Below are 24434 nucleotides of genomic sequence, written 5' to 3'. Positions count from 1 at the left end.
GGCCGCCGCGATCAAGCCCTTTCCCGTTTGTCCAGCGCCCGCTCGATGAAGTGCCGCTTCACCCGCGTCCTGGGCACCGGGTCGTGCAGGTGGCTGAACCAGGCGCGCACGTCTTCGTCCAGCCCGATGCCGTGCATGTAGTTGTAGATGGCTTTGCGCAGGCCGATGCCCAGCGCGTCGTGGTCCACGCCGGTGGGGTCGATGAAGCCGATGTCGTTCTTGGCGAAGGTCACTTCGGGCAGTGGCACCAGTTCGATGCCATACGCGGCCGGGTCCAGCCCCACGGGGGAGTGCACGGTGCACGAGAAGCGGTGGAAGAAGCCGCTCTGGATGCAGCCGTTCTCGAACAGCTGGCGCACGTATTCGAGCGAGTCCACGGTGTCCTGCACGGTCTGCGTGGGAAAGCCGTACATGAGGTAGGCGTGCACGAGGATGCCCGCGTCTGAAAACCCCTTGGTGACGCGCGCGACCTGTTCGACGGACACGCCCTTTTTCATGAGGGTGAGCAACCGGTCGCTGGCCACTTCGAGCCCGCCGCTCATGGCGATGCAGCCGCTGTCGGCGAGCAGTTGGCAGAGTTCGGGGCTGAAGGTTTTTTCGAAACGGATGTTGCCCCACCATGAGACCGGCAGTTGCCGGCGCAGCAGCTCGTCGGCCAGGGCTTTCAGGGCCTTGGGCGGCGCGGCCTCGTCCACGAAGTGGAAGCCGGTCTGCCCGGTTTCGTTGACGATGGCCTCGATGCGGTCGGCCAGGGTGGCGGCGGACGCGGTTTCGTAGCGGCTGATGTAGTCCAGGCTCACGTCGCAGAAGCTGCACTTCTTCCAGTAGCAGCCGTGGGCCACGGTGAGTTTGTTCCAGCGCCCATCGCTCCACAGCCGGTGCATGGGGTTGAGCATGTCGAGCAGGCTCAGGTAGCGGTCGAGCGGCAGGCCGTCCCAGGTGGGGGTGCCCACGTCTTCGAAGGCCACCTCGGGTTCGCCGAAGTTGATGTACTTCACCGTGGCCGTGCCGGCTTCGCTGGTCTCGCGCACGAAGGTGCGCACCAGGCGCTGCCGGGAGCGCTTGCGGTCCAGGAACTCGAGCAGCGCGAGCAGGGGGCGTTCGCCGGCGTCGAGGGTGACGTAGTCGACGAAGTCGAACAGGCGGGGCTCGGCGAGTTCGCGCAGTTCGGTGTTGACGAAGCCGCCGCCCAGGGCGATGGTGATGTGCGGGTTCTGGCCCTTGATGGTCTGCGCGATGCGCAGCGCGGCGTAGAGCGCGCCGGGGAAGGGCACGGAGAGCAGCACCACGTCGGGCTTGTGCTGGGCCAGGGTGGCGAGGGTGAGGGTGTGCAGCACCTCGTCGACCAGGGTGAAGGGCGCGGCGAGCGCGGCGGCCATGGGCTCGAAGCTGGGCTGGCTGCTGGCGAGGGATTCGGCGTAGCGCACGAAGGCGAAGCGTTCGTCCACGGCGTCGCGCAGCACGTCGGCGAGGTCGTTGAGGTAGAGGGTGGCGATGTGGCGGGCTTTGTCTTGCACGCCGAGGGCGCCGAAGGCCCAGGCCAGGGGGTCGCCGCCTTCTTCGCTGAGGGCGGCGTCCACGTAGACCTCGAGTGCGCTGAAGCGGGGGCCTTCGGGCAGGAGTTCGCGCGCGGCGATGCGGTGGGCGAGGGTGGAGTCGCGGCCTTGCAGGTAGGCGATGACGGGGCCGATGGTGCCGCGGTAGCGGTCGAATTGGTCGAGGAAGGCGTGCACGCTGCCGCTGCGGTCGGCTTCGGGCTGGGCGAGTGCTTTGCCGCGCACGGCTTCGAGGCCGGCGGGGGTGAAGAGTTTGAGGACGAGCGCGAGGGCGAGGTCGGCTTGCACGGCGTCGACGCCGCGCGAGCGGAGGAAGCCGGTGATGTAGGCGGTGGAGGGGTAGGGCGTGTTGAGCTGGGTCATCGGGGGATGAGGCTCAGCACGCGCGGGGCGTGGGTGGTCATGGCTTTTCCGGGCGTGGCGACGATGTTAAGGCTTGGGGCCTCTTTTTCGTTTTGGCGGGGTTTGTTGGGTTCGCTTCCGGCCTGCACCTCGCGGCAGGCCGGTGGCGGGATCCGACTGCTCCGGCCCTGCTCGCGGGCGGCTGCCCGGGTCCGCCACCACCCCTTCGTCAACGCCTTGGCCGGCGCGCAGCCTCTGTGGCAACCGCGAATGGGGGCCTGCGCATTCGGACGCCGCCACCGTCCTGCGAAACAACGCAGGCGCACCACCGTTGGTGTGCCCGACCTCGCCCACCCAGCAGGCGAGGGATCAGGACTTCATCAAGCGTAGTCAGACAGGGGCACGCAGCTGCAGAACAGGTTGCGGTCCCCGTACACGTTGTCCACGCGGCCCACGGGCGGCCAGTATTTGGCGTGGGCCCGGGTGGAGGCGCTGGCGGCGCCCACGTCGCGCGCATAGGGGTGTGGCCAGTCGGCCTTCATGAGGCTGGGTGCCGTGTGCGGCGCGTTCTTGAGCGGGTTGTCGTCCTGCGGCCAGACGCCGTTCTCCACCTGACGGATCTCGTCGCGGATGGCGATCATCGCGTCGATGAAACGGTCCAGCTCGTCCAGCGTTTCGCTTTCGGTGGGTTCCACCATCAGCGTGTTGGCGACCGGGAACGACAGCGTGGGCGCGTGGAAGCCGTAGTCCATCAGGCGCTTGGCCACGTCCTCGGCCATCACGCCGCTGGTGTCCTTCAAGGGCCGCAGGTCCAGGATGCATTCGTGCGCCACGTGGCCGTTGGCACTCGCGTACAGCGTGGGGTAGTGCGGCGCCAGGCGCTTGCTGATGTAGTTGGCCGCGAGGATGGCGGCTTCGGTGGCGTGCTGCAAACCCTCCGCGCCCATCATGCGGATGTACATCCAGCTGATCGGCAGCACGGCCGCGTTGCCCAGCGGCGCGGCGCTGATGGCGCCCACGCCGTTGACCGGCAGACCACCCGCCGCATGGCCGGGCAGGAAGGGCACGAGGTCTTCCACCACGCAGACCGGGCCCACGCCGGGGCCGCCGCCGCCATGAGGAATGCAGAAGGTCTTGTGCAGGTTGAGGTGGCTCACGTCGCCGCCGAATTCACCCGGCGCGGCCACGCCCACCAGGGCGTTCATGTTGGCGCCGTCCACGTAGACGCGCCCGCCGTGCTGGTGCACCAGCGCGCAGAGTTCCTTCACGGTGGTCTCGAACACGCCGTGGGTGCTGGGGTAGGTGATCATCACGGCGGCGAGGTGGGCGCTGTGCTGTTCGCACTTGGCCTGGAGGTCGGCCATGTCCACGTTGCCGTTGTCGTCGCACTTGGTGACGACGACCTGCATGCCCACCATCTGCGCGCTGGCGGGGTTGGTGCCGTGCGCGCTGCTGGGGATGAGGCAGATGTTGCGGTGGCTTTCACCGCGCGAGGCGTGGTAGGCCTGGATCACGAGCAGGCCGGCGTATTCGCCCTGCGAGCCGGCATTGGGCTGCAGGCTGATGCCGGCGTAGCCGGTGGCCTGGCAGAGCCAGGCGCGCAGCTGTTGGTCGAGCAGCTGGTAGCCCTGCAGCTGGTCGGCCGGGGCGAAGGGGTGCATGTTCGCGAACTCCGGCCAGGTGATGGGGATCATCTCGCTGGTGGCGTTGAGCTTCATGGTGCAGGAGCCCAGCGGGATCATGCTGCGGTCCAGCGCGAGGTCCTTGTCGGACAGCGCGCGGATGTAGCGCAGCATGCCGGTTTCGCTGTGGTGGGTGTTGAACACCGGGTGCGTGAGGAAGTCGCTGGTGCGGCGCAGCTCGGTGGGGATGAGCGGCTCCACGCCTTTCTCGAAGGTGTCGAAGGCGGGCAGGGCCTGGCCGTCCTTGGCGAAGACCTTCCAGAGCAGGGCGATGTCGTCGCGGGTGGTGGTTTCGTCGAGCGAGACGATGAGGTAGTCGCCCCAGGCCTTGCGCAGGTTGGCGCCTTGGGCCACGGCGCGGGCCATGAGGGCGTCGGTCTGGTCTTTGGTGTGCAGGGCGAGGGTGTCGAACACACCTTGTTCGCCGTGGTGCGTGTCGCGGTAGCCCAATTGCTCCAGGCCGCTGGCGAGGATGGCGGTGTAGGCGGCCACGCGGTTGGCGATGCGCTTCAAGCCCTGGGGGCCGTGGTACACGGCGTACATGCTCGCGACCACGGCGGGCAGCACCTGCGCGGTGCAGATGTTGCTGGTGGCTTTTTCGCGGCGGATGTGCTGCTCGCGCGTCTGCAGCGCGAGGCGGTAGGCGGGCTGGCCGTGCACGTCCACGCTCACGCCGACCAGGCGGCCGGGCAGGGAGCGCTTGAATTCGTCGCGGCAGGCCATGTAGCCGGCGTGCGGGCCGCCTGCGCCCATGGGCATGCCGAAGCGCTGGGTGGTGCCGACCACGATGTCCGCGCCCATCTCGCCCGGGGGCTTGAGCAGGGTGAGGGCGAGCAGGTCGGCGGCGACGATGAAGGCGGCCTGCTTGCCGTGCACGGTGGCGGCGTCCTTGGTCCAGTCGTGCAGCCAGCCGCTGGAGGCGGGGTACTGGGTGAAGGCGGCGAAGTAGTCGCCGTCCGACAGCATGGCGGCCCATTCCTCGCCCGACATCGCGATCTTCACCGTGAGGCCCAGGGGTTTGGCGCGGGTCTGCACCACTTCGATGATCTGCGGGTGCACGTCGCCCGAGACGATGAAGGTGTTGCCCTTGCTCTTCACCGAGCGTTTGGCCAGGGTCATGGCCTCGGCGGCGGCGGTGGCTTCGTCGAGCATGGAGGCGTTGGCGATGGCCATGCCGGTGAGGTCGCTCACCATGGTCTGGAAGTTGACCAGGGCTTCCATGCGGCCTTGCGAAATCTCGGCCTGGTAGGGCGTGTAGGCGGTGTACCAGGCGGGGTTCTCCAGCACGTTGCGCAGGATCACGCCGGGCGTGAGCGTGCCGTGGTAACCCTGGCCGATGAAGCTCTTGAACACCCTGTTCTTCTGCGCCAGCGCCTTGAGCTCGGCCAGTGCCGCGGCCTCGGTGACGGCCGGTGGCAGCTGCATGCCCTGGCTGCGCGCGATGCTGCGCGGCACGATGCCGTCGATCAGCGCGCGGCGCGAGGCCTCGCCGATGACCGAGAGCATGTGGGTCTCGTCGGCCTGGCCGATGCCGATGTGGCGCGCCACGAATTCGGACGGGTTTTCGAGTTCACCGAGGGGTTTGACAGAGGGCATCAGCATGGAAGGCTCCGGCGGGAGAAGAGGCGGATCAGGCGTTGGCGAAGGTGTTGTAGGCGGTCTCGTCCAGCAGGGCGTCGACCTGGGCCGGGTCGGAGAGCTTCACCTTGAAGAACCAGCCGGCCTTGAGCGGGTCGGTGTTGGCCAGCGACGGGTCGGCGCGCAGGGCTTCGTTGACTTCGGTGACTTCGCCGCTGACGGGCATGTACACGTCGGCCGCGGCCTTCACGGACTCGACCACGCCGGCCACTTCCTTCTGCGCGAAGCTCTTGCCGACTTCGGGCAGGTCGACGAACACCACGTCGCCCAGCGCGTCCTGCGCGTGCACGGTGATGCCGACGGTGGCGATGCCGCCGTCAACGGTGATCCATTCGTGGTCTTCGGTGTACTTGGTGGTCATGGAAAAGCTCCTGAAAAAAGAAACGAAAAAAGTGAGGTCAGCCGCGGAAGTATCGGTTGGGCACGAAGGGCATGGCGCTGACTTCCATGGGCACGGGTTTGCCGCGCACCATGGCCACCACGGGCGTGCCCAGGGCGGCGTGTTCGGGTGTGACGTAGCCGATGGCGATGGGCTTGTTGGCGCTGGGGCCGATGAGGCCGCTGGAGGTCTTGCCGATCACCTCGCCACTGGTGTTCTGCAGTTCGACGTTCTCGCGCACGGGCACCCATTCCTGGGCGATCAGGCCCACGCGCTTGCGGGTCAGTGGTTCGCTGCCGTCGAGTTGCGCGAGCACGCGCGCCGCGCCGGGGAAACCGCCCACGCGCGCGCCGCCGGTGCGGCGCACTTTCTGCATGGCCCAGTTGAGCCCGGCTTCCACCGGGGTGGTGGTGGTGTCGATGTCGTTGCCGTAGAGGCACAGACCGGCTTCGAGGCGCAGCGAGTTGCGCGCGCCCAGGCCGATGGGCATCACTTCAGGCTGGGCCAGCAGGGTGCGCACGAACTGGTCGGCGCGGTCGCCGGGCAGGGAGATCTCGAAGCCGTCTTCGCCGGTGTAGCCGCTGCGGGTGATGAAGAGGTCGGCACCGTGCCACTGGAAGGGCGAGCCGGTCATGAAGATCAGTTTTTCGACGCCGGGCACGAGGCGCTGCAGCACGTCCACCGCCAGCGGGCCCTGCAGCGCGAGCAGCGCGCGGTCGGGCAGGGGGATGACTTCGCAGCGCGAGCCGATGCGCGCCTGGATGTGCGCGATGTCACCAGCCTTGCAGGCGCCGTTGACGATGACGAAGAGGTCGTGCCCGCGGTTGACGAACATCAGGTCGTCGATGATGCCGCCCTCGTCGTTGAGCAGCAGGCCGTAGCGCTGTTTGCCCACGCCGAGGTCGATCACGTCCACCGGCATGAGCGTCTCGAAGGCGGCGGGGGCGTCGGGCCCGACCAGGCGCAGCTGGCCCATGTGCGAGACGTCGAACAGGCCGGCGGCCTTGCGGGTGTGGTGGTGTTCGGCCATGAGGCCGGTGGGGTACTGCACCGGCATGTCGTAGCCGGCGAAGGGCACCATGCGGGCGCCCAGTTCGACATGGAGCTTGTGCAGCGGGGTCTGGAGAAGCGGGGCGGCGGCAGCGGGCACGGCAGAGGCTTTCAGGCAAGGGGGCAGGCCCCGGTGGGGCGAAACACGGTTCATCCGTGCGCTGCCCCACTGTCCGCTTTACCTGAGAGATTCACGCGGGCGATGCCGCGCTTGCTCCTTCGGTGGGCCGCTTCGAGGAACGGCCTCTCTCCAGGGGGGTACACCGGCCTCGCGGCCCGTGTTTGCCAGTCCTTTTGCCTGAGCGTTCAGGGCACCCGGTGTGCGGTGCCGCCTGCGCCTTCGGCGAGCCTTCTCCGGGGACCGGATCGGCTTCTCTCCTGACCCGGCGAGTGTATCGCACGGCGTCCGGCGGGCCGGTGTTTCAGGGCGTTTCCAGGGCCGATTCGGGCAGCAGGCGGGCCAGGCGCTCGCGGATGCCGTCGGCGCGTTCGCTGCCGGCCAGGCGCTCCACGTCGGCCATCATGGCCCGGCTGACGGCCAGCATGTCGCCCACGTCGCGCGCTTCGCGCAGGGCGTCGCGGTAGCGCTGGGCCATGGCCTTGTCGCGCGGGGCGAACATGCGCTCGCTCAGGTCGAACAGGAACATGCGCGCGCTGGCGAGCGAGCGGGGCCCGGAAAAGGCGTCGGCGGAGACGGTGGGCGGGGTGTTGGCCGGCGTGCGGGGCGGCGGTGGCGCTTCGTCCACAAGGTAGCCGCGCGAGATCAGGTCGGCCGCGAGCGTGGGGCCCTGGCCCTCGAACAGGGCGAACAGCTCGGCATCGGGTTTGCGGCCATCGGCCAGCAGCAGCAGGGCGCGCTCGCGCTGCGCGAGTTGGCGTTGCCCGGGTCGCAACTCGGCGCGGCCCTTCTGGGTCTTGTTCAGCATGGCATCTCGGCGTCGTTCACGGAGCCTGCACTGTGGCCAGCCCATGTGACGGCGCGGTGAATACCAGGCATGAAAAAGCCGCCCGCAGGCGGCTTTTCAAGAAAGGGTGATTTCGCTCACATGCCGGCGTAGTTCGGACCGCCGCCGCCTTCGGGCGTGACCCAGACGATGTTCTGCGTCGGGTCCTTGATGTCGCAGGTCTTGCAGTGCACGCAGTTCTGCGCGTTGATCTGCAGGCGGTCGGTGTTGTCGGGGTTCTTCACGAACTCGTACACGCCGGCGGGGCAGTAGCGGGCTTCGGGGCCGGCGTACTTGGCGAGGTTGATCTTCACCGGCACGCTGGCGTCTTTCAGCGTGAGGTGGGCCGGCTGGTGCTCTTCGTGGTTGGTGTTGCTGACGAAGACGCTGCCCAGGCGGTCGAAGGTGAGCTTGCCGTCGGGCTTGGGGTAGACGATCTGCTCGCACTCGGCGGCCGGCTTGAGGTAGAGGTGGTCGGCCTTCTCGCGGTGCAGCGACCACGGCGGGGCCTTGAAGCCCAGGCGGGGCAGCAGCCAGTGTTCGATGCCGACCATGAGGCCGCCGACGATGTTGCCGTACTTGAACCAGGACTTGAAGTTGCGCGAGGCGTCCAGCTCTTCCTTGAGCCAGCTCTTGCCGAAGGCGACCGGGTAGGCCTTGAGTTCGTCGTGCTGGCGGCCGGCCTGCACGGCCTCGAAGGCGGCTTCGGCGCAGAGCATGCCGCTCTTGATGGCGGCGTGGCTGCCCTTGATGCGCGCGCCGTTGAGGTAGCCCGCATCGCAACCGACCAAGGCGCCACCGGGGAAGGCGGTCTGCGGCAGGCTCATGAGGCCACCGGTGGTGATGGCGCGCGCGCCGTAGCTGATGCGCTTGCCGCCTTCGAGGAAGGCGCGGATGCGAGGGTGCGTCTTCCAGCGCTGCATTTCCTCGAACGGGCTGAGCCAGGGGTTGCTGTAGTTCAGGCCGGTGACCAGGCCCAGCGTGACCTTGTTGTCTTCCAGGTGGTACATGAAGCCACCACCGTAGGTGTCGTCCTTCATGGGCCAGCCGGCGGTGTGGATCACCAGGCCGGGCTGGTGCTTGGCGGGGTCGATTTCCCACAGTTCCTTCACGCCGATGGCGTAGGCCTGCGGGTCCTTGCCTTCGTCGAGGTGGAATTGGGCGATCAGGCGCTTGCCCAGGTGGCCGCGCGAGCCTTCGGCGAAGACGGTGTATTTCGCGTGCAGCTCCATGCCGAGCTGGAAGTTGTCGGTCGGCTCGCCGTCCTTGCCCACGCCCAGGTTGCCGGTGGCCACGCCCTTGACGGAGCCGTCGTCGTTGTAGAGCACCTCGGCGGCCGCGAAGCCGGGGAAGATCTCCACGCCGAGGTTTTCGGCCTGCTGGGCCATCCACTTGACCACGTTGCCCAGGCCGACGACGTAGTTGCCTTCGTTGTGGAAGTTGTTGGGGATCAGGAACTTGGGCGTGTCGATGGCGCCTTTTTCGGTCAGCCAGAGCAGCTTGTCGTCGGTGACAGGCTGGTTGAGCGGCGCGCCATCGGCCTTCCAGTTGGGCAGCAGCTCGTTGAGGGCCTTGGGGTCCATCACCGCGCCGCTGAGGATGTGCGCGCCGGGCTCCGAGCCTTTTTCGAGCACGCAGACGTTGATCTCGCCGCCTTTTTCGGCGGCGATCTGCTTGAGCCGGATCGCCGTGGCCAGGCCGCCTGGGCCGCCACCGACCACGACCACGTCGTACTCCATGGCTTCGCGCGGGCCGTAGGTGCTGAGGATTTCTTCGGGGGTCATGTCGAGGGTCTCACTCTGTCGGGCGGGCGCCCGGGGATTTTCATGACGGCAATGCATGGAGTCATGCCGGTGTCGTGGTCGGGACCGATTTTAGTGGCCCAGGGCGCACAATCCTGTCGGATGGGGCCTCGTCGGCCTGGGCGGTGCTCGGATGGCCGCAGAATCCAACCACTTTAGAGGAGGTTCTCTCATGGCATACAGCCTGGACTTGTCGGGCCGCGTGGCCCTGATCACCGGGGCGTCCGGCGGGCTTGGTGAACAGTTCGCCAAGACGCTGGCGCGGGCGGGCGCGGCCGTGGTGCTGGCCAGCCGCCGCACCGACCGCCTGATGGCGCTGCGCGCGCACATCGAGGCCGCCGGTGGCGACGCGCACGTGGTGGCGATGGATGTGACCGACACGGCGTCGATCAAGGCGGCGGTGGCGCACGCCGAGACCGAGGTCGGCGCGATCGACATCCTGGTCAACAACTCGGGCGTGAGCACCACGCAGCGCCTGCAGGACGTGACGGAGGAAGACTACGACTTCGTCTTCGACACCAACACCAAGGGCGCGTTCTTCGTGGCGCAGGAAGTGGGCCGGCGCATGCTGGCGCGCGCCAACGGCGCCGCGCCGGGCACCTACGTGGGCGGGCGCATCGTCAACATCGCGTCCATGGCCGGGCTCAAGGTGCTGCCGCAGATCGGCGTGTACTGCATGAGCAAGGCCGCCGTGGTGCAGATGACCAAGGCGATGGCGATCGAGTGGGGCCGCTTCGGCATCAACGTGAACGCGATCTGCCCGGGCTACATCGACACCGAGCTCAACCACCACCACTGGCAGACCGAGCAGGGCCAGAAGCTCATCAACATGCTGCCGCGCAAGCGCGTCGGCTCACCCGCCGACCTGGACGCGCTGCTGGTCATGCTGTGTTCGAGCGAGAGCCATTTCGTGAACGGTGCGGTCATTGCCGCCGACGACGGTTTCGGGGCCTAGATGACGGCAGCGGTGTTGGGCCGGCCTTCGGGCTGGCCGCCGGGCATGGTGACCGGCATTCTGGCGGGGCTGGGCGCGGGGGCTTTCTGGGGCACGGCCTTTCTTGCGCCCCTGCTCACGCCGGGCTTCAGCTCGATCGATCTCACGGTGGGCCGTTTCCTGGCCTGCGGCCTGTTGTCGGTGCTGCTGCTGGCGTGGGCCGGGCTGCGCGGCGAGGCGCACCTGCCGACCTGGCGCCAGGCGGGCGCCGCGCTGTGGTTGAGCCTGCTGGGTTACACGGGCTACTACCTGCTGCTGGTGCTGGCCATCCAGGCGGCGGGCGCGGCGCTGCCGGTGCTGATCATCGGCACCATCCCGATCTGGATCATGTTGCTGGGCAAGCCGCAGGGCCTGCGCTGGCGCGCGCTGGTGCCGGGGCTGCTGCTGACCCTGGCGGGCCTGGCGCTGATGATGCGGGTGACGGCGCATGGCGGTGGCGAGGCGGGCGGCGGTGCGAACCTCTGGCTCGGCATCTTCTATGCCGTGCTGGCCATGGCCTCGTGGACCGCGTTCGGCCTGCTGAACGCGCGCTGGCTGAGCCGCCATCCGGAGGTGAACTCCACCGTGTGGGCCAACTGGCTGGGCGTGGCGGCGGGCCTGGGCGCGCTGGGCATCTGGGCCGTGGCCGGGACCGAGGTGGACACCCTGGTGCAGCGCCCGGGCTTCGGCATGTTCCTGATCGTCTGCGCGGTCACCGGCATCGGCTCGGCCTGGATCGCCTCGGTGCTCTGGAACATGGCCAGCCGCCGCCTGAGCCCGAGCCTGGCGGGCCAGCTCATCGTGAGCGAGACCGTGTTCGGCCTGATCTACACCTTCGCCTGGAGCGCCCAGTGGCCTGCTGCCCTGCAATGGACGGCCTGCGTGCTGTTCGTGCTTGGCATCCTCGCGTCGATCAAGGCGCACCGCTGACGACCACCCCAACCCCATGAAACTCGACATCCCCGAACAGAAGAAGCGCGTGTTCAGCATGACCATCCCCATCCGCTGGGGCGACATGGACGGCATGAACCACGTGAACAACACGATCTATTTCCGCTATCTGGAGATCATCCGCATCGACTGGATGCACTCCATCGGCTGCCCGCCCGATCCGGGCGGCGAAGGGCCGGTGATCGCCAACGCCTTCTGCAACTTCTACCGGCAGCTCGAATACCCGGGCGATGTGATCGCCACCATGTACGTGAGCGATGTGGGTCGCAGCAGCTTCGAGAGCTGGTGCACGCTCTCGCGCAGCGACGACCCCGACACCGTGTACGCGGCCGGCGGTGCGACCACCGTGTGGGTGAACTTCCCGCTGAAGAAGTCGGCCCCGATTCCCGACTGGCTGCGCGCGCATTTGAGCTGATCGCTGTGTGCGCTGGCGCACACACAAATGCTTGCACACAGGCGGCGCGCGCGTGCCTAGCATGTCCGACATGCGCCACCTCTCTGCGCTCATCGGCGGGGCCCTATCGATGGGTCTGCTGTTGTCGTGCGGCGGCGGTGGTGGTAGTGACGATGACGATGGCTCGCCCGCGCCCGGCAACCCCAGCTTCGTGCCCACGACCGGGCCGGTCGCGGTCACCGAACTCGCGACCAACCTGCCCAGTCCCTGGAGCCTGGCCTTCCTGCCCGATGGCCGCATGCTGATCACGGGGCGCACGGGCAGCCTGCGCCTGTACGCGGCGAACGCGCAGTCGTTCAACCTCATCAGCGGCCTGCCCGCGCTGGACACCGGCGGGCAGGGCGGCCTGCTCGACGTGGTGCTGGACCCGGCCTTCGGCAGCAACCGGCGCATCTATTTCAGCTTCTCGGAAACCGACAGCGGCAACGCGAACAACAATGGCACCGCCGTGGCGCGGGCCGAGCTCGACACGGGCGCGATGGCGCTGGTGAATCTGCAGGTGATCTACCGGCAGTTGCCCAAGGTGGCGAGCAGTGGACACTTCGGTTCGCGCCTCGTGTTCGACCGCGAGGGCCACCTGTTCGTGACGCTGGGCGACCGGCAGAGCAACGACCAGCGTGGGTACGCGCAGGACCTGAGCCGCGGCAACGGCAAGGTGGTGCGCATCACCACCTCGGGCGCGGCGGCGCCGGGCAACCCCGTGCTGGCGGGCGCGCAGGCCGGTATCTGGAGCTACGGCCACCGCAACCCGCAGGGCGCGGCGCTGCACCCGGACACCGGTGAGCTGTGGACCAGCGAACACGGCCCGCAGGGTGGCGACGAGGTCAACCTCACGCAGGCGGGGCGCAACTACGGTTGGCCCATCATCAGCTATGGGCAGGAGTACGGCACGACGCAGCAGGTGGGCGAGGGCACGGCCAAGGCCGGCATGGAGCAACCGGTGGCGTACTGGGAGACCATCGACGGCAGCGCCTGGACCGGCGGACAGAAGTCGTCCATCGCGCCCAGCGGCATGGCCTTCTTCACCGGCACCATTCCCACGAACTGGAACCGCAGCCTGTTCGTGGGCGCGCTGGCCGGCACGGCGCTGTGGCGCCTGCAGCTTGATGGCACGCGGGTGGTCGGGCGCGAGCGCCTGCTGGCCAACCGCAACGAGCGCATCCGCGATGTGCGCCAGGGCCCCGACGGCCGGCTTTACCTGCTCACCGATGGCGGCAGCGGCAAGCTGCTGCGCGTCGGGGGCTGAAGCCGGCGCGGCGGCTTACTGCTTGTTCTCGCGAGCGTCCTTCTTGTACTCGACATCGTCGGCGTACAGGCGGCCGTCTCTGCGGTCGATGTCCACTTCCACATAGTGGCCCTGGCGCAGATCCTCGAAGCGCTTGTAGTCGTTTTCGTAGTCGGTCTTGTCGGTCACATAGATCACTTCGCTGTTGACGGTGAAGGTCTTCGCGGTGGTGTCGACGGCCGTGATGCGTCCCTTGATGTCTTCTGCGCAGGCCGCGCCTGTGCCCAGGGCGAGGACGGCGGTGAGCAGGAAGGCTCGCTTGACGGATGGTTTGATCGGCATGGAAGCACTCCTTGTGTTGTCGTGTGGCGGTATCGATTGAATCGCGCGCCGACAAAAAGTGCTGTAAGCCTTGTCTGATTTGGCGGCTGTGCCGTTCAGTCCTTCGGCGGCTTGGCCTTGGGCACGCGGCCCATCAGGTAGAACTCCGGGTTGGGCAACATGTTGCTGAAGCTCGCCAGCCGGTTGGACAGGCCGAAGAAGGCGGTGATGGCAGCGATGTCCCAGATGTCCTCGTCGGAGAAGCCGTGGGCGTGCAGGGGGGCGAAGTCGTCGTCGTTGATTTCGTGCGAGCGCTGGCAGACCTTCATGGCGAAGTCCAGCATGGCCTTCTGGCGCGGCGTGATGTCGGCCTTGCGGTAGTTCACCGCGACCTGGTCGGCCACCAGCGGTTTCTTCTCGTGGATGCGCAGGATGGCGCCGTGCGCCACCACGCAGTACAGGCACTGGTTGGCCGCGCTGGTGGTGGTGACGATCATTTCGCGGTCGCCCTTGGTGAGCGAACCTTCTTCCTTGAGCATCAGCGCGTCGTGGTACGCGAAGAAGGCCCGCCACTCGGCGGGCCGGCGTGCGAGCGCCAGGAACACGTTGGGCACGAAGCCCGCCTTTTCCTGCACTTCGAGCACCTTGGCCTTGATGTCCTCGGGCAGGTCGTTGATGTCGGGGGCGGGGTAGCGGCTCATGCGGGTCTCCGGTGTGGTGGAATGTCTGGCCATCGTACCGCCCCCCCCCGCCGAGGGTCAGAAGCGGTAGGCCCCTGTCACCCAGACGCGCGGGTTGCGCTGCTGGCTGTCCGATTGCGAGGGGCCGCCGGCGTGGCGCCAGGCCAGCGTGCCGTCCACCGACCAGTTGCCGTGCTGGGCGCGCACGCCCACGCCGCCGCCGGCGAGGCTGCGGTGGTTGTCGCCCACGGCCCAGGGCCGGCGGTTGAGCGTGCTCTGGCCGGCGTCCCAGAAGGCGTAGGGCACGACCGCGCCCTGGCCGTAGCGCAGCTCCACCTGGCCGAGCACGCCTTCGTCGCCCGCGCCTTCGCCGCGCGGGTAGGCGCGCACGCCGCTGGCACCGCCGAGCACGAAGTCTTCGGAGGAGTCCAGGTTCTTGCCGCTCCATTGCGCCGCGACGCGGGCCGACAGCGTCCAGCCGCCCGGCAGGGCCTGCAGGCGGGTGACGTCGAGGTTGACCTTGTTGAACGAGCCGTGGGTCTTGGCGGTGAGGCGGTCGAGCAGGCGCTGCACGTCGCCCTTGAGCGAGACGCGGCCGTGCGTCCAGCCCAGCGTGCCGTAGGTGATGCCACCGCCGAGCAGCGCGTCGCGCAGGTCGAACTGCACCGCGACCGGCAGCACGTTGCTGGTTTTTTCGTTGCGCATGCCGGTGGCGCGGTATTCGTCCACCATGGTCTTGTGTTGTGCCTGCGCGGTGAGCAGCAGGTTCGCGCGGTTGCTGCGCACCAGCGGGTAGCTCACGCCGAGGCTGGCCACGCGGGCCGTGCCGGAGGCCTGCAGGCTGCTGAACTCGCCGCCGAGGCTGTAGTCGGAGACGGCGTAGCCGACGTCGCCGCGCAGGCCGCTGGTGCCCAGGGCGCGCGAGTAGGCCAGGTTGCCGAAGAACAGGTCTTCGTCGGTGGCCATCACGGCCGCGTTGAGGCGGTCGCCGAAGCCGAACGGGTTGTTCCACGCGCCTTCGACCAGCACGCGGTGCTGGCCCGAGTAGCGGTTGCCGTGGTTGTCGACGGAGACGCGGCCTTCCACGGCCTTGGTGCGTTCGACCTCGACGGCGAGGTCGCCCGTGCCCACGGCCTGGCCGGGGCGCACCACCGGGCGCACGCGGATGCCCGGCAGATCGGACAGCACGAGCACCGAGCGTTCGAGCGCGTCCATGGCAATCACCTCGCCGCTGCGCAGGTCGCCGAGGAAACGCCCGGCTTCGGTGGCCAGGTCGGCGTCCTGCGAGGTGGCGTTCACCTGGCCGTAGCGGCCTTCGATGACTTCGATGGTGAGTTCGCCGTCGGCCATGCGCTGGGCAGGCACGTAGGCGCGGGCGAAGGGGTAGCCCTGCTCGCGGTAGAAGCGCGTGATCTGGTCCGCCAGGCCGCGCAGGCCGGCCAGGGTGTGGCTGCGTCCGATGGCGGGCGCGATGAGGGCCTGCAACCGCGCGGTCTCGATGCGGCTGGCGCCGTTGATGCGGACGGTCCTGAGCGCGACCGCGGGTCCTTCGTCGCGGCCGGCGCTGTCCGCCGGCGGCACGTCGAGCTGAAGGTTCAGCGATTCGGGCAGCACCTGCTGGGGCAGTTGCAGGTCTTGCAGGATGCGGCCGGCGTCGGGGGCCTGTTGGGCGAAGGCGGAAGAGGCGCTGCTCAGGGCAAGCGCGGAGAGGGCCAGCGTGAGCGGCGAGAGGCGAAGGGTCTTGTGCATGGGAGGTGAATCGTTCGTGGATGCCCGCGCCAGGGCCGTTGGGGCCCTGGCGGGAGCGATCAAAAAAAGGAGCCGCGGTGGTGTGCGCGTCAGTGGCCGCCGTTGGGCAGGCGCAGGCCGCTGCCCCTGACGAGGACCTGGGCCGAGGCGCCGCAACCGCTGCCGGTCCAGCCGCTGGCGGCGCAGTCTTCCGGTGCGGCATCCGTCGCGCCGGCGCTCTGGGTACCGGCTCCCGTGGCGGAGTCACCCTCGGCCGCCAGTTGCACCAGTTGCAGGCCGCCGGTCGCATTGGGCGCGGAGGCCGGTTCGCTGACCTGTGGCACATGCACTTGTGCCGGCACGGCCGTGAGGCTGGGGCGCTGGATGCTGTCGGTCACCGAAGCCGGGTTGAAGGGCAGGGTCACCTCGACCTCGGCGTTCTCCGTGCTGTTGACCACGGCGTAGCCCAGCTCGTTGAGCAGCGAGATCCGGATGGCGTGTTTGCCCGGGCCGGCCGCGTCGGTGGTGTAGCGCGGATCGCCGAGCATGGCCTTGGTGTCGCCGTTGAGCAGGCCTTGCACGTCGTAGCCCTCGGCGCCACCGCCATCGAAGCCGTTGACACCGGAGTTGTCCGCTTCGAGCTTGGTCGAACCGTTGGTGCTCACGGTGAGCACGGGTTGTTCGCGGTAGACCGCGTGCACGCCGCTGTCGCCCAGGGCCTTGGTGAAGTTGCTGGTGCTTTCGTCGCTGTTGTAGCGGAAGCGGCCCGAGCCACTGCCCACGGCGCCGGTCACGCCGGTGCTGCCGGCCACGCTGCCGGTGTAGATCACCGCGCGGCCGCCCGCGCCGGTGCCCACGGTCGCGCCCGCGCCCACCGTCACGTTGCCGCCCGTGGCCTGGCCGGCCGACTGGCTGGCGCCGGCGTTGAGCACGATGGCGTTGCTGGCGGTGCTGCTGGTCTGAACGCTCTTGCCGAGCGCGATGTCGCCGCTGACGGTGCTCACGTTCACGAGACCCGTGTTGTGGATGCCGTTGAGGGTGCTGCCGTCGGCCAGCGTGGCGCTGCCGATGGCGAGCGCGCCGCTGTTGACCAGGTGCACGTCCTGCGTGGCGGCCACCAGCGTGCCCACGGTGTTGCCCGCGTTGCCCAGCGTGAACTGGCCGCCGTTGCCGACGAGGGCGAGCGTGCCGGCATCGAGGGTGGCGTTGCCGGCCTGGGTCACGGTGCCGCCATCGGTCTGCAGCGTCACCATGTCGGTGGAGCCCAGCACGGCGTCGAGCCGGATGTTCCCGGTGCCGGCGTCGAGGGCCACGCTGTCCTGCAGGCGGGTGTCGGTCACGACCACGATGTTGCCCTGCATGGCCGCGCCGCCGATGTTGATGGAGGAGAAGCCGTCGGCCAGAGAGGCCAGGGTGGCGGAAGAGACGTTCAGCACGCCGTCGCCCGGCGTGCCCGCGCCGCCGCCGACGTGGATGTCGTGGCCGGGGTTGAGGGTCTCGAAACCGATCTGGCCGGTGCCCGAGACGGTGCCGCCGAAGTTCACCTCGTCGGCCTTGAGCGTGAGCTTGTTATCGGCCGCGTTCATGCCCTGGAGGAAGCTCAGCGAGCTGCCTTCGAGCGTCTTGCCATTGAACAGGGACGTGGTGGAAATGTTGTCCAGCGTCAGCGTCGCGCCCAGCGCCCGGCCGCCGCTGGCATCCCAGCTGCCCGAGACGAAGACGAAGGCGTAGGTGCCGGCGGTCTCCACGGTCGTGCTGGCCGTCTGCCAGCCGGTGGAGGACCAGGCGTTGGCGCCGGTGGCGTTGAGAATCACCTGCGTCTCGCCGGTCTTCACGTTGAGCAGGTAGCCGAACACGTCGTAGGCGTCCGAGCTGCCGGCCGCGTTCCACTGGAAGCTGACCACGTCGCCCTTGGCCAGGGCGATGGTGCTGTCGCTGGTGACGTAGCCGCCGCGCACGATGCAGTAGCCGGTGGCGCACTGCTGGGTGCTGCTGAGTTGCAGGCCCTGGGTGCCGTTGGCACCGTTGTTGGAGACGCCGGAGGTGAAGGTGCCGGAGGAGCTGACGTTTTCGCCGCTGGAGGTGGCGGGGCCGCTCGGGTCGTTCGGCGTGAGGTAGCCGCGCACGGTGGAGCCACCGTTCATGTAGACGCGCTGGTCGTGGATGCTCCAGCCGGTGGTGCCGTTCTCGAAGCCGGCGTTCAGGAACTCGGCCGCGCCCAGCACCACGGGCGAGTCGTACACCTGCTCGCCGAAGGTGCGCACGATGCCGCCGTTGATGTGCGTGGCGCCGGTGGGGGCGGTGGTGACGTACAACGAAGCAAGCGGGTTGGTGCCACCCACCTGGTCACCGAAGACGATGCTGCCCGTACCGGTGTTGGTCAGTGTGAGGCGGCTGGCGTTGCCCGCACCCGCGGTGGCCGAGTCCACGTACTTGGCGAAGTAGATCTCGCCGCCCTGGCTGGCGATGGTGATGTGGCCGTCGAGCTTGACGTCGCCATTGAAGATGAAGCTCAGGTCCGAGGTGGAGCCGATGTTGCCCTGCAGCACCAGCTGGTCCGCGCTGAGGATCAGCGAGCGGCCGCTGCCGCCGGTGTTGGTGTAGTCGCTGGTCCAGGTGATGGTGTCGTCGGCCTGGATGCTGACGTTGGTGCCGCCCGCGAGCGCGGTCTCGATGTCGTCGAGGCCCACGTTGGTGCCGCCGATCGCGCCAGCGCCGGCGGCGATGGTGACGTTGGTGGGGTCGATCAGCCACAGGCCGCCGTTGCCCTTGGGGGCGGCGGCATCGGCCGCGCGGCTCACCGAGAGCGTGGCGCCGCTGGTTTCGATGCGGCCACCGTTGCCGCCTTGCGCGCCGCCGCGAGCCTTGAGCACGCCCGCGACCTCGGTGCGGCCGCCGGCCGCGTGGATGTCGGACCAGGCGACCACGGTCCCGCCGTGGCCGTTCTGCGTGGCGGAAGCGTCGAGCAGGGCGCCCGAAGCCACCACGGTGTGGCGTGCCTGCTTGATGCGGTTGTCCTTGCCTTGCCAACTGCCGCCGACATAGATCTGGCCGCCGCCGGCGGCGCCGGTGGCGTCGATCACCGCGCCGTCGGCGACGGTGACGGTGTCGCCGGTGACGATGGCCTTGCCGGCCTGGCCTTGCGGCGCGGAGACGTCGATGCGGCCCGAGACATGCACGCCGCCCTGTTCGGCGACCAGGCTCACCACGCCGTCGGCGCCGACGCCGAGCGAGCGCGCCTCGATCAGGCCGCTGCTGTTGATCACGGTGGCGGTGAGGCTGTCGATGGCGCGCGCGGTCATGAGCACGGTGCCGCCGTTGGCGTGGATGGCGCCGCCGTTGTCGATCAGCGCGCCCAGCGCGCCGCCGTCGACCTCGACCTGCACCGGGCCGCCCAGGTCGAGCCGCACGGTGCTGCCCGCGGCGAGCACCACGCTGCCGCGTTCGGCCGAGAGTTGGCCGTCGTTCACGATGCGCGCCGCGACCAGCGCGACGTGGCCACCCGAGGCGGCCGAGATCTGGCCCTGGTTCACGATGGCGGCGGCGCTGTCACCGCTGAAGTGGTAGCGGCCCGCGAGGAAGTCTTCGGTGCTGATGCTCAGGGTGGAGGCCACCAGAGAGCCCACGTTCACCTGCGCGGTGGGCGAGAAGAGCACGCCGTTGGGGTTGACCAGGAACACCTGGCCATTGGCGTTCAGCGCGCCCTGGATCACCGACACGTCGGGTCCGAGCACGCGGTTGAGTGCGACCGAGGCCGCGCCGGGTTGCACGAAGTTGACGCTGTGGCCCTGGCCGATGGAGAAGCTGCTCCAGTCGATGGCGAGCTTGTCGCTGGCCTGCTGGATGGTGAGCACGTTGCCGGTCTGCTGCAGGCTGCCCTGGCCGACGGTGACGGTGCCGCCGGTGGGCAGGCCGCCGGCCACGGCGGCCAGGGGCGCGAACAGCAGGGCGCCGGCCACGCGGGAGGCGCCGCGCTTGCCGCGCGCGCTGGCGACCTCGCTCACAACGGTCCAGGCGTTGATGGCGTGGTTCCAGATGGTGGTGTAGATGCGGTTCATGGCGTTGTCTGGTTTTCTTCTTCAGTCGCCCTCGGTTCGAAGACCATGAGAGGGCCGGTGCGGCCCGGACACATTGCATGCCGGGGGACGCCGATGGATACGGATTGCGGACTGTCGAGCAGGCCGCGCGGATGATGGAGCTGTTGCTATAGAAATTGCTCTCGGGGCAGTATCGGCCGGGCCTTGGTGTTCTTGAGGCCCGAAAAGCGGGGGATTGGGGTGCTTGTTCGGTTCGCTGCGCTATCGTTCACACGAACCCTGTTTTTCTTGCCATGGAGCACCTATGCCATCTCATCCCGATTCCGATTCCGATTCCGAATTCGAGCGCGGCCTGGCCACGCGCAGACAGGTCATGGGCGACGCCTTCGTGGACAAGGCCTTCGGTGACATGACGGCCTTCACCGAACCGATGCAGCAGCACATCACCCGCAAGGCCTGGGGGGACGTGTGGCAGCGCGAGGGGCTCGATCTGAAGACCCGCAGCCTCATCACCGTGGCCATGCTCACGGCGCTGGGCAAGCAGCACGAGCTCAAGGGCCATGTGCGCGGCGCGCTGAACAACGGCGCCACGCCCGCCGAGTTGCAGGAGGTGCTGCTGCACGCCGCCGTGTACTGCGGCGTGCCGGCGGCGGTGGAGGCGTTTCGCACGGCGGCCAGCGTGGTGGACGGCGAGAAGGCCTGAGTGCCGATGCGGCGCTACGATCGGGGGTTTCTTCACCATCCCCTACGGAGTTCCGTCATGACCGCTTACCGTCTCTCGCTGGTCCGCCGCGCCCTGTTGGCCGCGGGCCTGGTCTGCTCCCTCGGCCTGGCCCAGGCGCAGTCCACCACCCGCATCCTGGTGGGCTTCCCGCCCGGCGGCGGCACCGACGCCATCGCCCGCATCCTGGGCGAGCGCCTGCAGCAGGACCTGGGCAGCCCGGTGGTGGTGGACAACAAGCCCGGCGCGGGCGGGCAGCTGGCCGCTCAGGCGCTGAAAGCCGCGCCGGCCGACGGCCACACCCTGTTCCTCAGCCACGACCACAGCATCACCATCCTGCCCATGGTGACCAGGAACCCGGGTTACGACTCGGCCAAGGACTTCGTGCCGGTGGCGGGCTTCGCGACCTTCGTCAACGCCTTCGCCGTCTCCAACGGCACGCCCGCGCAATCGTTCAAGGCCTATGTGGATGGCGTGAAAGCGGCGGGTGGCAAGGGCTCGGTGGGCATTCCCGCGCCGGCCTCGGTGCCGCAGTTCCTGGTGCAGGTGATTGCCAAGCAGAACGGCTTGGACCTCGTGGCCGCGCCTTACCGGGGCAGCGCGCCCATGATGTCGGACATGCTGGGCAACCAGATCCCCGCCGGCGTGGCCTCCATTCCCGACTTCATCGAAAACCACAAGGCCGGCAAGCTGCGCGTGGTGGCGGTGATGGGCTCGCAGCGCCAGGCCGCCATGCCCGAGGTGCCCACTTTCTCCGAACTCGGCCTCAAGGGTTTCGAGGACGTGCCGTACTACGGCCTGTTCGCGCCGGCCGGCACGCCCAAGGCCGCGCTGGACCGCATTGCCCAGGCGGTGCAGAAGGCGATCGCCCAGCCCGACGTGCGCGAGAAGCTCACCGCCATGGGCCTCACCGTGGGTTTCATGACCGGCGAACAGCTGGGCGCGCGCGAGCAGGCCTATGGCAAGGTGTGGGCGAAGATCATCCAGGACAGCGGCTTCCAGCCGCAGTGATCTGGCGCCGGATCGGGCTCAGCCCGCCAGCAGGCGCTGCATCAGGTCCGGCGTGCTGTGGGCCTGGTACTTGCGCATGAGCCGCGCGCGGTAGATCTCCACCGTGCGGTGGCTGATGTCCAGCGCCTTGCCGATCTGCTTGCTGGTCAGGCCATCCATGAGAAAGGCCGCCACCTCGCGCTCGCGCGGTGTCAGCTCGGCCTTCACGGTGCGCGTGGAGCTGAGGTCTTCGAAGCTCCAGATGCCGGCGGCGTGCGGCGCGTCGCGGTTCAGCGCGCGGCCGGTCACGTGGCACCAGAAGGTCTCGCCCTGCAACTGCCCGCCCACGCGCTTCATGATGCGGTTGTCCGAATAGGTGCCGCTGCGGCCCAGCAGGGGCGCCATGCGCTCGCCGATGCGCTCGTACTCGTCGGCGCTGGGGTAGAGGATCTGGAAGCTCTGGCCCACGAGCTGCTCGCGCGTGGCGCCGAACATCTCGCACAGCACCTGGTTGCAGTCGACCATGATGCGCTGCCGGGACAGGGCCAGGCCCACGGGGGCGAGGTCGAAGGCGAGGCGGTAGTCGATCTCCATGGCGTATCAGGCTTCGGGTTTGGCTTTACGAAATACTACGTATGTGGTTACGTAGTATCGTAGCGGCTCCCACGGTCCAACCCAGGAGACACCGACGTGAACAAGATTTTCCCGAACGCGGACGCCGCGCTCAAAGGCATCGTGGCCGATGGCCAGTTGCTTGCCGTCGGAGGCTTCGGCCTTTGCGGCATTCCCGAGGCCCTGATCGATGCGCTGCGCGACAGCGGCGCGAAGAACCTCACCGTGATCTCCAACAACGCGGGCGTGGACGGCTTCGGCCTGGGCAAGCTGCTGGAGACGCGCCAGATCAGCAAGATGATCTCGAGCTACGTCGGTGAGAACAAGGAGTTCGAGCGCCAGTACCTGGCCGGTGAACTGCAGCTCGAATTCACGCCGCAGGGCACGCTGGCCGAGAAGCTGCGTGCTGGCGGCGCGGGCATCCCTGCTTTCTTCACCAAAACCGGTGTCGGCACCCTGGTGGCCGAGGGCAAGGAGCTGCGCGAGTTCGACGGCGAGACCTATGTGATGGAGCGCGCGCTGGTGCCCGACGTGGCCTTGGTGAAGGCGCACCGCGCCGACAAGTCCGGCAACCTGCAGTTCCGCCTGACCGCGCGCAACTTCAACCCTGCCGCGGCCATGGCCGGCAAGATCTGCGTGGTCGAGGTGGAAGAAATCGTCGAGACCGGCGCGATCGACCCGGACCAAATCCACCTGCCCGGCATCTACGTGCACCGCATCGTGCACAACGCCAACCCCGAGAAGCGCATCGAGAAGCGCACCATCACCGAGAAAGCTGGAGCCTGACCATGCCCTGGACCCAAGACCAAATGGCCGCCCGCGCGGCGCAAGAACTCGAAGACGGTTTCTACGTGAACCTCGGCATCGGCATCCCGACGCTGGTGGCCAACCACACCGGCACCAAGGAAGTCTGGCTGCAGAGCGAGAACGGCATGCTGGGCATCGGCCCGTTTCCCACCGAAGACCAGGTCGACGCCGACCTGATCAACGCCGGCAAACAGACCGTGACCACGCTCCCGGGCTCCAGCATCTTCGGCAGCCACGACAGCTTCGCGATGATCCGCGGCGGCAAGATCAACCTCTCCATCCTGGGCGCGATGCAGGTCAGCGAGAAGGGCGATCTGGCCAACTGGATGATCCCGGGCAAGATGGTCAAGGGCATGGGGGGCGCGATGGACCTCGTGGCCGGCGTCAAGCGCGTGATCGTGCTGATGGAGCACGTCGCGAAGAAGAAGGACGGCACCGAAGACCTGAAGATCATTCCGTCCTGCACCCTGCCGCTGACCGGCGTGGGCGTGGTCGATCGCATCATCACCGACCTGGGCGTGATGGACGTGACGCCGCAAGGCCTCAAGCTGGTGGAAATGGCCCCGGGCGTCACGCGCGAGTTCATCCAGTCCAAGACCGGCGTCACGCTGGTCTGATACCCCTGGCGGGTATACTCCCGCCTGCACCCGTCATTGGGGAGTAGCCGCTCTGCGCCCTGCAGAGGTCCGCGTCAACACACTTGGCCCCCACGGCCATGGCGCAGACAGCTTCCAGCCTGGCAAGACCTTTGACCACACTGCCTCCGGATGGGCCGGGGATGCCGTGTGGTCTTCTGTCTTTTGCCGGCCCTCGGAGCATTCTCTTGGAAGCATTCCTGATCTCGACGGGCATCGTCGCCCTCGCCGAAATGGGCGACAAGACCCAGTTGTTGTCCCTCGTCCTCGCCGCCCGCTTCAAGCGCCCCTGGCCCATCGTCTGGGGCATCCTGGTGGCCACCCTGCTCAACCACGCCCTGGCGGGCGCTGCCGGCGCCTGGATCATGGCTGCCGTGGGCCCGAACGTGATGCGCTGGGTGCTGGGGGTCTCCTTCATCGCCATGGCCGGGTGGATGCTGATCCCCGACAAACTGGACGACGAAGACGCCGTGCCCAAGCGGCAGATGGGCGTGTTCGTCGCGACGCTGTGGGCCTTCTTCCTGGCCGAGATGGGCGACAAGACGCAGATCGCCACCGTGGCGCTGGGCGCGCAATACGAACCCCTGATCGCGGTGGTGATCGGCACCACCTTCGGCATGATGCTGGCCAACGCGCCGGTGGTGTTCTTCGGCGAGGCGATCACGCGGCGCGTGCCGATCAAGATCGTGCACATCATCGCCGCGCTGATCTTCGCGGTGCTGGGCGTGCTGGCCCTGATGGGCGTGGGCGCGTCGATGACCGGCTGACCGGTCCGGCCGGGGCGCTAGAATGGCGGCCTGCTGCGGGTGTAGTTCAATGGTAGAACGGCAGCTTCCCAAGCTTCATACGAGGGTTCGATTCCCTTCACCCGCTCCACCTCTCGACTCCCCCTTCACCGGCACCATCG

General features: G+C 68.3%; 20 protein-coding genes, 1 tRNA gene and 3 riboswitches. Of the genes, 10 read left to right on the top strand and 11 right to left on the bottom strand.

The window, feature by feature from the left end:
• Positions 1-11: 11 nt before the first annotated feature.
• The 6 genes from ABSY19_RS03120 to ABSY19_RS03095 all read right to left on the bottom strand — a co-directional run bounded on the left by ABSY19_RS03120 (position 12) and on the right by ABSY19_RS03095 (position 9375).
• Positions 12-1919: a B12-binding domain-containing radical SAM protein gene (locus ABSY19_RS03120; RefSeq protein ID WP_382158970.1), complete on the bottom strand. Its 1908-nt coding sequence runs from the start codon at positions 1917-1919 to the stop codon at positions 12-14.
• Between the two features lie 359 nt (positions 1920-2278).
• Positions 2279-5182 carry an aminomethyl-transferring glycine dehydrogenase gene (gene gcvP, locus ABSY19_RS03115; RefSeq protein ID WP_382158968.1) on the bottom strand — a complete coding sequence of 968 codons (2904 nt, stop codon included), beginning with the start codon at positions 5180-5182 and terminating at the stop codon, positions 2279-2281.
• A gap of 28 nt (positions 5183-5210) precedes the next feature.
• Positions 5211-5579 (bottom strand): glycine cleavage system protein GcvH, encoded by a 369-nt coding sequence (gcvH, locus tag ABSY19_RS03110; RefSeq protein ID WP_382158966.1) that lies wholly within the window; start codon positions 5577-5579, stop codon positions 5211-5213.
• A 37-nt stretch (positions 5580-5616) separates the two neighbouring features.
• A complete protein-coding gene (gcvT, locus tag ABSY19_RS03105) occupies positions 5617-6801 on the bottom strand; it encodes a glycine cleavage system aminomethyltransferase GcvT (protein WP_382158964.1) in 1185 nt (394 codons plus the stop codon).
• A gap of 5 nt (positions 6802-6806) precedes the next feature.
• Positions 6807-6911, bottom strand: a riboswitch (glycine riboswitch).
• A 12-nt stretch (positions 6912-6923) separates the two neighbouring features.
• Positions 6924-7038: riboswitch (glycine riboswitch) on the bottom strand.
• 31 nt (positions 7039-7069) lie between these two features.
• The gene (locus ABSY19_RS03100; protein ID WP_382158963.1) at positions 7070-7573 is read right to left on the bottom strand and encodes a hypothetical protein; all 504 of its coding nucleotides are present in this window, start codon (positions 7571-7573) and stop codon (positions 7070-7072) included.
• Between the two features lie 116 nt (positions 7574-7689).
• Positions 7690-9375: an electron transfer flavoprotein-ubiquinone oxidoreductase gene (locus tag ABSY19_RS03095; protein WP_382158961.1), complete on the bottom strand. Its 1686-nt coding sequence runs from the start codon at positions 9373-9375 to the stop codon at positions 7690-7692.
• Between the two features lie 190 nt (positions 9376-9565).
• Here ABSY19_RS03095 and ABSY19_RS03090 point away from each other — a divergent pair, with 190 nt between their 5' ends.
• The 4 genes from ABSY19_RS03090 to ABSY19_RS03075 all read left to right on the top strand — a co-directional run bounded on the left by ABSY19_RS03090 (position 9566) and on the right by ABSY19_RS03075 (position 13017).
• Positions 9566-10348, top strand: a complete 783-nt coding sequence (locus tag ABSY19_RS03090; protein ID WP_382158959.1) for an SDR family oxidoreductase — start codon at positions 9566-9568, stop codon at positions 10346-10348.
• A complete protein-coding gene (locus ABSY19_RS03085; protein ID WP_382158957.1) occupies positions 10349-11296 on the top strand; it encodes a DMT family transporter in 948 nt (315 codons plus the stop codon).
• 16 nt (positions 11297-11312) lie between these two features.
• A complete protein-coding gene (locus ABSY19_RS03080; RefSeq protein WP_382158955.1) occupies positions 11313-11732 on the top strand; it encodes an acyl-CoA thioesterase in 420 nt (139 codons plus the stop codon).
• A 70-nt stretch (positions 11733-11802) separates the two neighbouring features.
• Positions 11803-13017, top strand: a complete 1215-nt coding sequence (locus ABSY19_RS03075; RefSeq protein WP_382158953.1) for a PQQ-dependent sugar dehydrogenase — start codon at positions 11803-11805, stop codon at positions 13015-13017.
• A gap of 15 nt (positions 13018-13032) precedes the next feature.
• Here the strand turns inward: ABSY19_RS03075 and ABSY19_RS03070 are convergent, their stop codons facing one another.
• The 4 genes from ABSY19_RS03070 to ABSY19_RS03055 all read right to left on the bottom strand — a co-directional run bounded on the left by ABSY19_RS03070 (position 13033) and on the right by ABSY19_RS03055 (position 19783).
• The gene (locus ABSY19_RS03070; protein ID WP_291115256.1) at positions 13033-13338 is read right to left on the bottom strand and encodes a DUF5666 domain-containing protein; all 306 of its coding nucleotides are present in this window, start codon (positions 13336-13338) and stop codon (positions 13033-13035) included.
• Positions 13339-13433: 95 nt separating this feature from the next.
• Positions 13434-14018 (bottom strand): peroxidase-related enzyme, encoded by a 585-nt coding sequence (locus ABSY19_RS03065; RefSeq protein WP_291115254.1) that lies wholly within the window; start codon positions 14016-14018, stop codon positions 13434-13436.
• A 57-nt stretch (positions 14019-14075) separates the two neighbouring features.
• The gene (locus ABSY19_RS03060; protein ID WP_382158951.1) at positions 14076-15746 is read right to left on the bottom strand and encodes a ShlB/FhaC/HecB family hemolysin secretion/activation protein; all 1671 of its coding nucleotides are present in this window, start codon (positions 15744-15746) and stop codon (positions 14076-14078) included.
• Between the two features lie 89 nt (positions 15747-15835).
• Positions 15836-19783, bottom strand: a complete 3948-nt coding sequence (locus tag ABSY19_RS03055; RefSeq protein ID WP_382158949.1) for a filamentous hemagglutinin N-terminal domain-containing protein — start codon at positions 19781-19783, stop codon at positions 15836-15838.
• Between the two features lie 283 nt (positions 19784-20066).
• Between ABSY19_RS03055 and pcaC the strand changes: the two genes are divergently transcribed.
• Both pcaC and ABSY19_RS03045 read left to right on the top strand, forming a co-directional pair.
• Entirely contained in the window at positions 20067-20465 is a 399-nt protein-coding gene (gene pcaC, locus ABSY19_RS03050) for a 4-carboxymuconolactone decarboxylase (protein WP_382158947.1), read from the top strand.
• A gap of 57 nt (positions 20466-20522) precedes the next feature.
• Positions 20523-21494: a Bug family tripartite tricarboxylate transporter substrate binding protein gene (locus ABSY19_RS03045; protein ID WP_382158945.1), complete on the top strand. Its 972-nt coding sequence runs from the start codon at positions 20523-20525 to the stop codon at positions 21492-21494.
• Positions 21495-21512: 18 nt separating this feature from the next.
• On the opposite strand, the gene ABSY19_RS03040 is transcribed toward ABSY19_RS03045, so the two are convergent.
• Positions 21513-22067, bottom strand: a complete 555-nt coding sequence (locus tag ABSY19_RS03040) for a LuxR C-terminal-related transcriptional regulator (protein WP_382158943.1) — start codon at positions 22065-22067, stop codon at positions 21513-21515.
• 96 nt (positions 22068-22163) lie between these two features.
• On the opposite strand from ABSY19_RS03040, the gene ABSY19_RS03035 reads away from it, so the two are divergent.
• The 4 genes from ABSY19_RS03035 (at position 22164) to ABSY19_RS03020 (ending at position 24403) form a co-directional block, all read left to right on the top strand.
• Positions 22164-22871: a CoA transferase subunit A gene (locus ABSY19_RS03035; RefSeq protein WP_382158941.1), complete on the top strand. Its 708-nt coding sequence runs from the start codon at positions 22164-22166 to the stop codon at positions 22869-22871.
• Positions 22872-22873: 2 nt separating this feature from the next.
• Complete coding sequence (locus ABSY19_RS03030) at positions 22874-23509, top strand: 3-oxoacid CoA-transferase subunit B (RefSeq protein ID WP_382158940.1); 636 nt, start codon at positions 22874-22876, stop codon at positions 23507-23509.
• Between the two features lie 26 nt (positions 23510-23535).
• Positions 23536-23711, top strand: a riboswitch (yybP-ykoY riboswitch).
• Positions 23712-23715: 4 nt separating this feature from the next.
• Positions 23716-24294, top strand: a complete 579-nt coding sequence (locus ABSY19_RS03025; RefSeq protein WP_382158938.1) for a TMEM165/GDT1 family protein — start codon at positions 23716-23718, stop codon at positions 24292-24294.
• A gap of 35 nt (positions 24295-24329) precedes the next feature.
• Positions 24330-24403 (top strand) — tRNA-Gly (locus ABSY19_RS03020).
• The last annotated feature ends 31 nt before the right edge of the window (positions 24404-24434 follow it).

The organism is Hydrogenophaga sp. ANAO-22 (genome assembly GCF_042466645.1).
GTDB lineage: Bacteria > Pseudomonadota > Gammaproteobacteria > Burkholderiales > Burkholderiaceae_C > Hydrogenophaga.
The sequence above is the reverse complement of the archived record's forward strand: the minus strand, read 5'-3'. Positions and strand labels throughout refer to the sequence as shown.

Excerpts from the sequence above, each read along its gene's own strand:
- ABSY19_RS03080 (WP_382158955.1), top strand. The coding sequence starts at position 11,313 with ATGAAACTCGACATCCCCGAACAGAAGAAGCGCGTGTTCAGCATGACC.
- ABSY19_RS03100 (WP_382158963.1), bottom strand. The coding sequence starts at position 7,573 with ATGCTGAACAAGACCCAGAAGGGCCGCGCCGAGTTGCGACCCGGGCAA.
- ABSY19_RS03030 (WP_382158940.1), top strand. The coding sequence starts at position 22,874 with ATGCCCTGGACCCAAGACCAAATGGCCGCCCGCGCGGCGCAAGAACTC.
- ABSY19_RS03045 (WP_382158945.1), top strand. The coding sequence starts at position 20,523 with ATGACCGCTTACCGTCTCTCGCTGGTCCGCCGCGCCCTGTTGGCCGCG.
- gcvH (WP_382158966.1), bottom strand. The coding sequence starts at position 5,579 with ATGACCACCAAGTACACCGAAGACCACGAATGGATCACCGTTGACGGC.
- gcvP (WP_382158968.1), bottom strand. The coding sequence starts at position 5,182 with ATGCTGATGCCCTCTGTCAAACCCCTCGGTGAACTCGAAAACCCGTCC.
- ABSY19_RS03090 (WP_382158959.1), top strand. The coding sequence starts at position 9,566 with ATGGCATACAGCCTGGACTTGTCGGGCCGCGTGGCCCTGATCACCGGG.
- ABSY19_RS03095 (WP_382158961.1), bottom strand. The coding sequence starts at position 9,375 with ATGACCCCCGAAGAAATCCTCAGCACCTACGGCCCGCGCGAAGCCATG.
- gcvT (WP_382158964.1), bottom strand. The coding sequence starts at position 6,801 with ATGAACCGTGTTTCGCCCCACCGGGGCCTGCCCCCTTGCCTGAAAGCC.
- pcaC (WP_382158947.1), top strand. The coding sequence starts at position 20,067 with ATGCCATCTCATCCCGATTCCGATTCCGATTCCGAATTCGAGCGCGGC.
- ABSY19_RS03070 (WP_291115256.1), bottom strand. The coding sequence starts at position 13,338 with ATGCCGATCAAACCATCCGTCAAGCGAGCCTTCCTGCTCACCGCCGTC.
- ABSY19_RS03120 (WP_382158970.1), bottom strand. The coding sequence starts at position 1,919 with ATGACCCAGCTCAACACGCCCTACCCCTCCACCGCCTACATCACCGGC.
- ABSY19_RS03085 (WP_382158957.1), top strand. The coding sequence starts at position 10,349 with ATGACGGCAGCGGTGTTGGGCCGGCCTTCGGGCTGGCCGCCGGGCATG.
- ABSY19_RS03040 (WP_382158943.1), bottom strand. The coding sequence starts at position 22,067 with ATGGAGATCGACTACCGCCTCGCCTTCGACCTCGCCCCCGTGGGCCTG.
- ABSY19_RS03065 (WP_291115254.1), bottom strand. The coding sequence starts at position 14,018 with ATGAGCCGCTACCCCGCCCCCGACATCAACGACCTGCCCGAGGACATC.
- ABSY19_RS03055 (WP_382158949.1), bottom strand. The coding sequence starts at position 19,783 with ATGAACCGCATCTACACCACCATCTGGAACCACGCCATCAACGCCTGG.
- ABSY19_RS03075 (WP_382158953.1), top strand. The coding sequence starts at position 11,803 with ATGCGCCACCTCTCTGCGCTCATCGGCGGGGCCCTATCGATGGGTCTG.
- ABSY19_RS03060 (WP_382158951.1), bottom strand. The coding sequence starts at position 15,746 with ATGCACAAGACCCTTCGCCTCTCGCCGCTCACGCTGGCCCTCTCCGCG.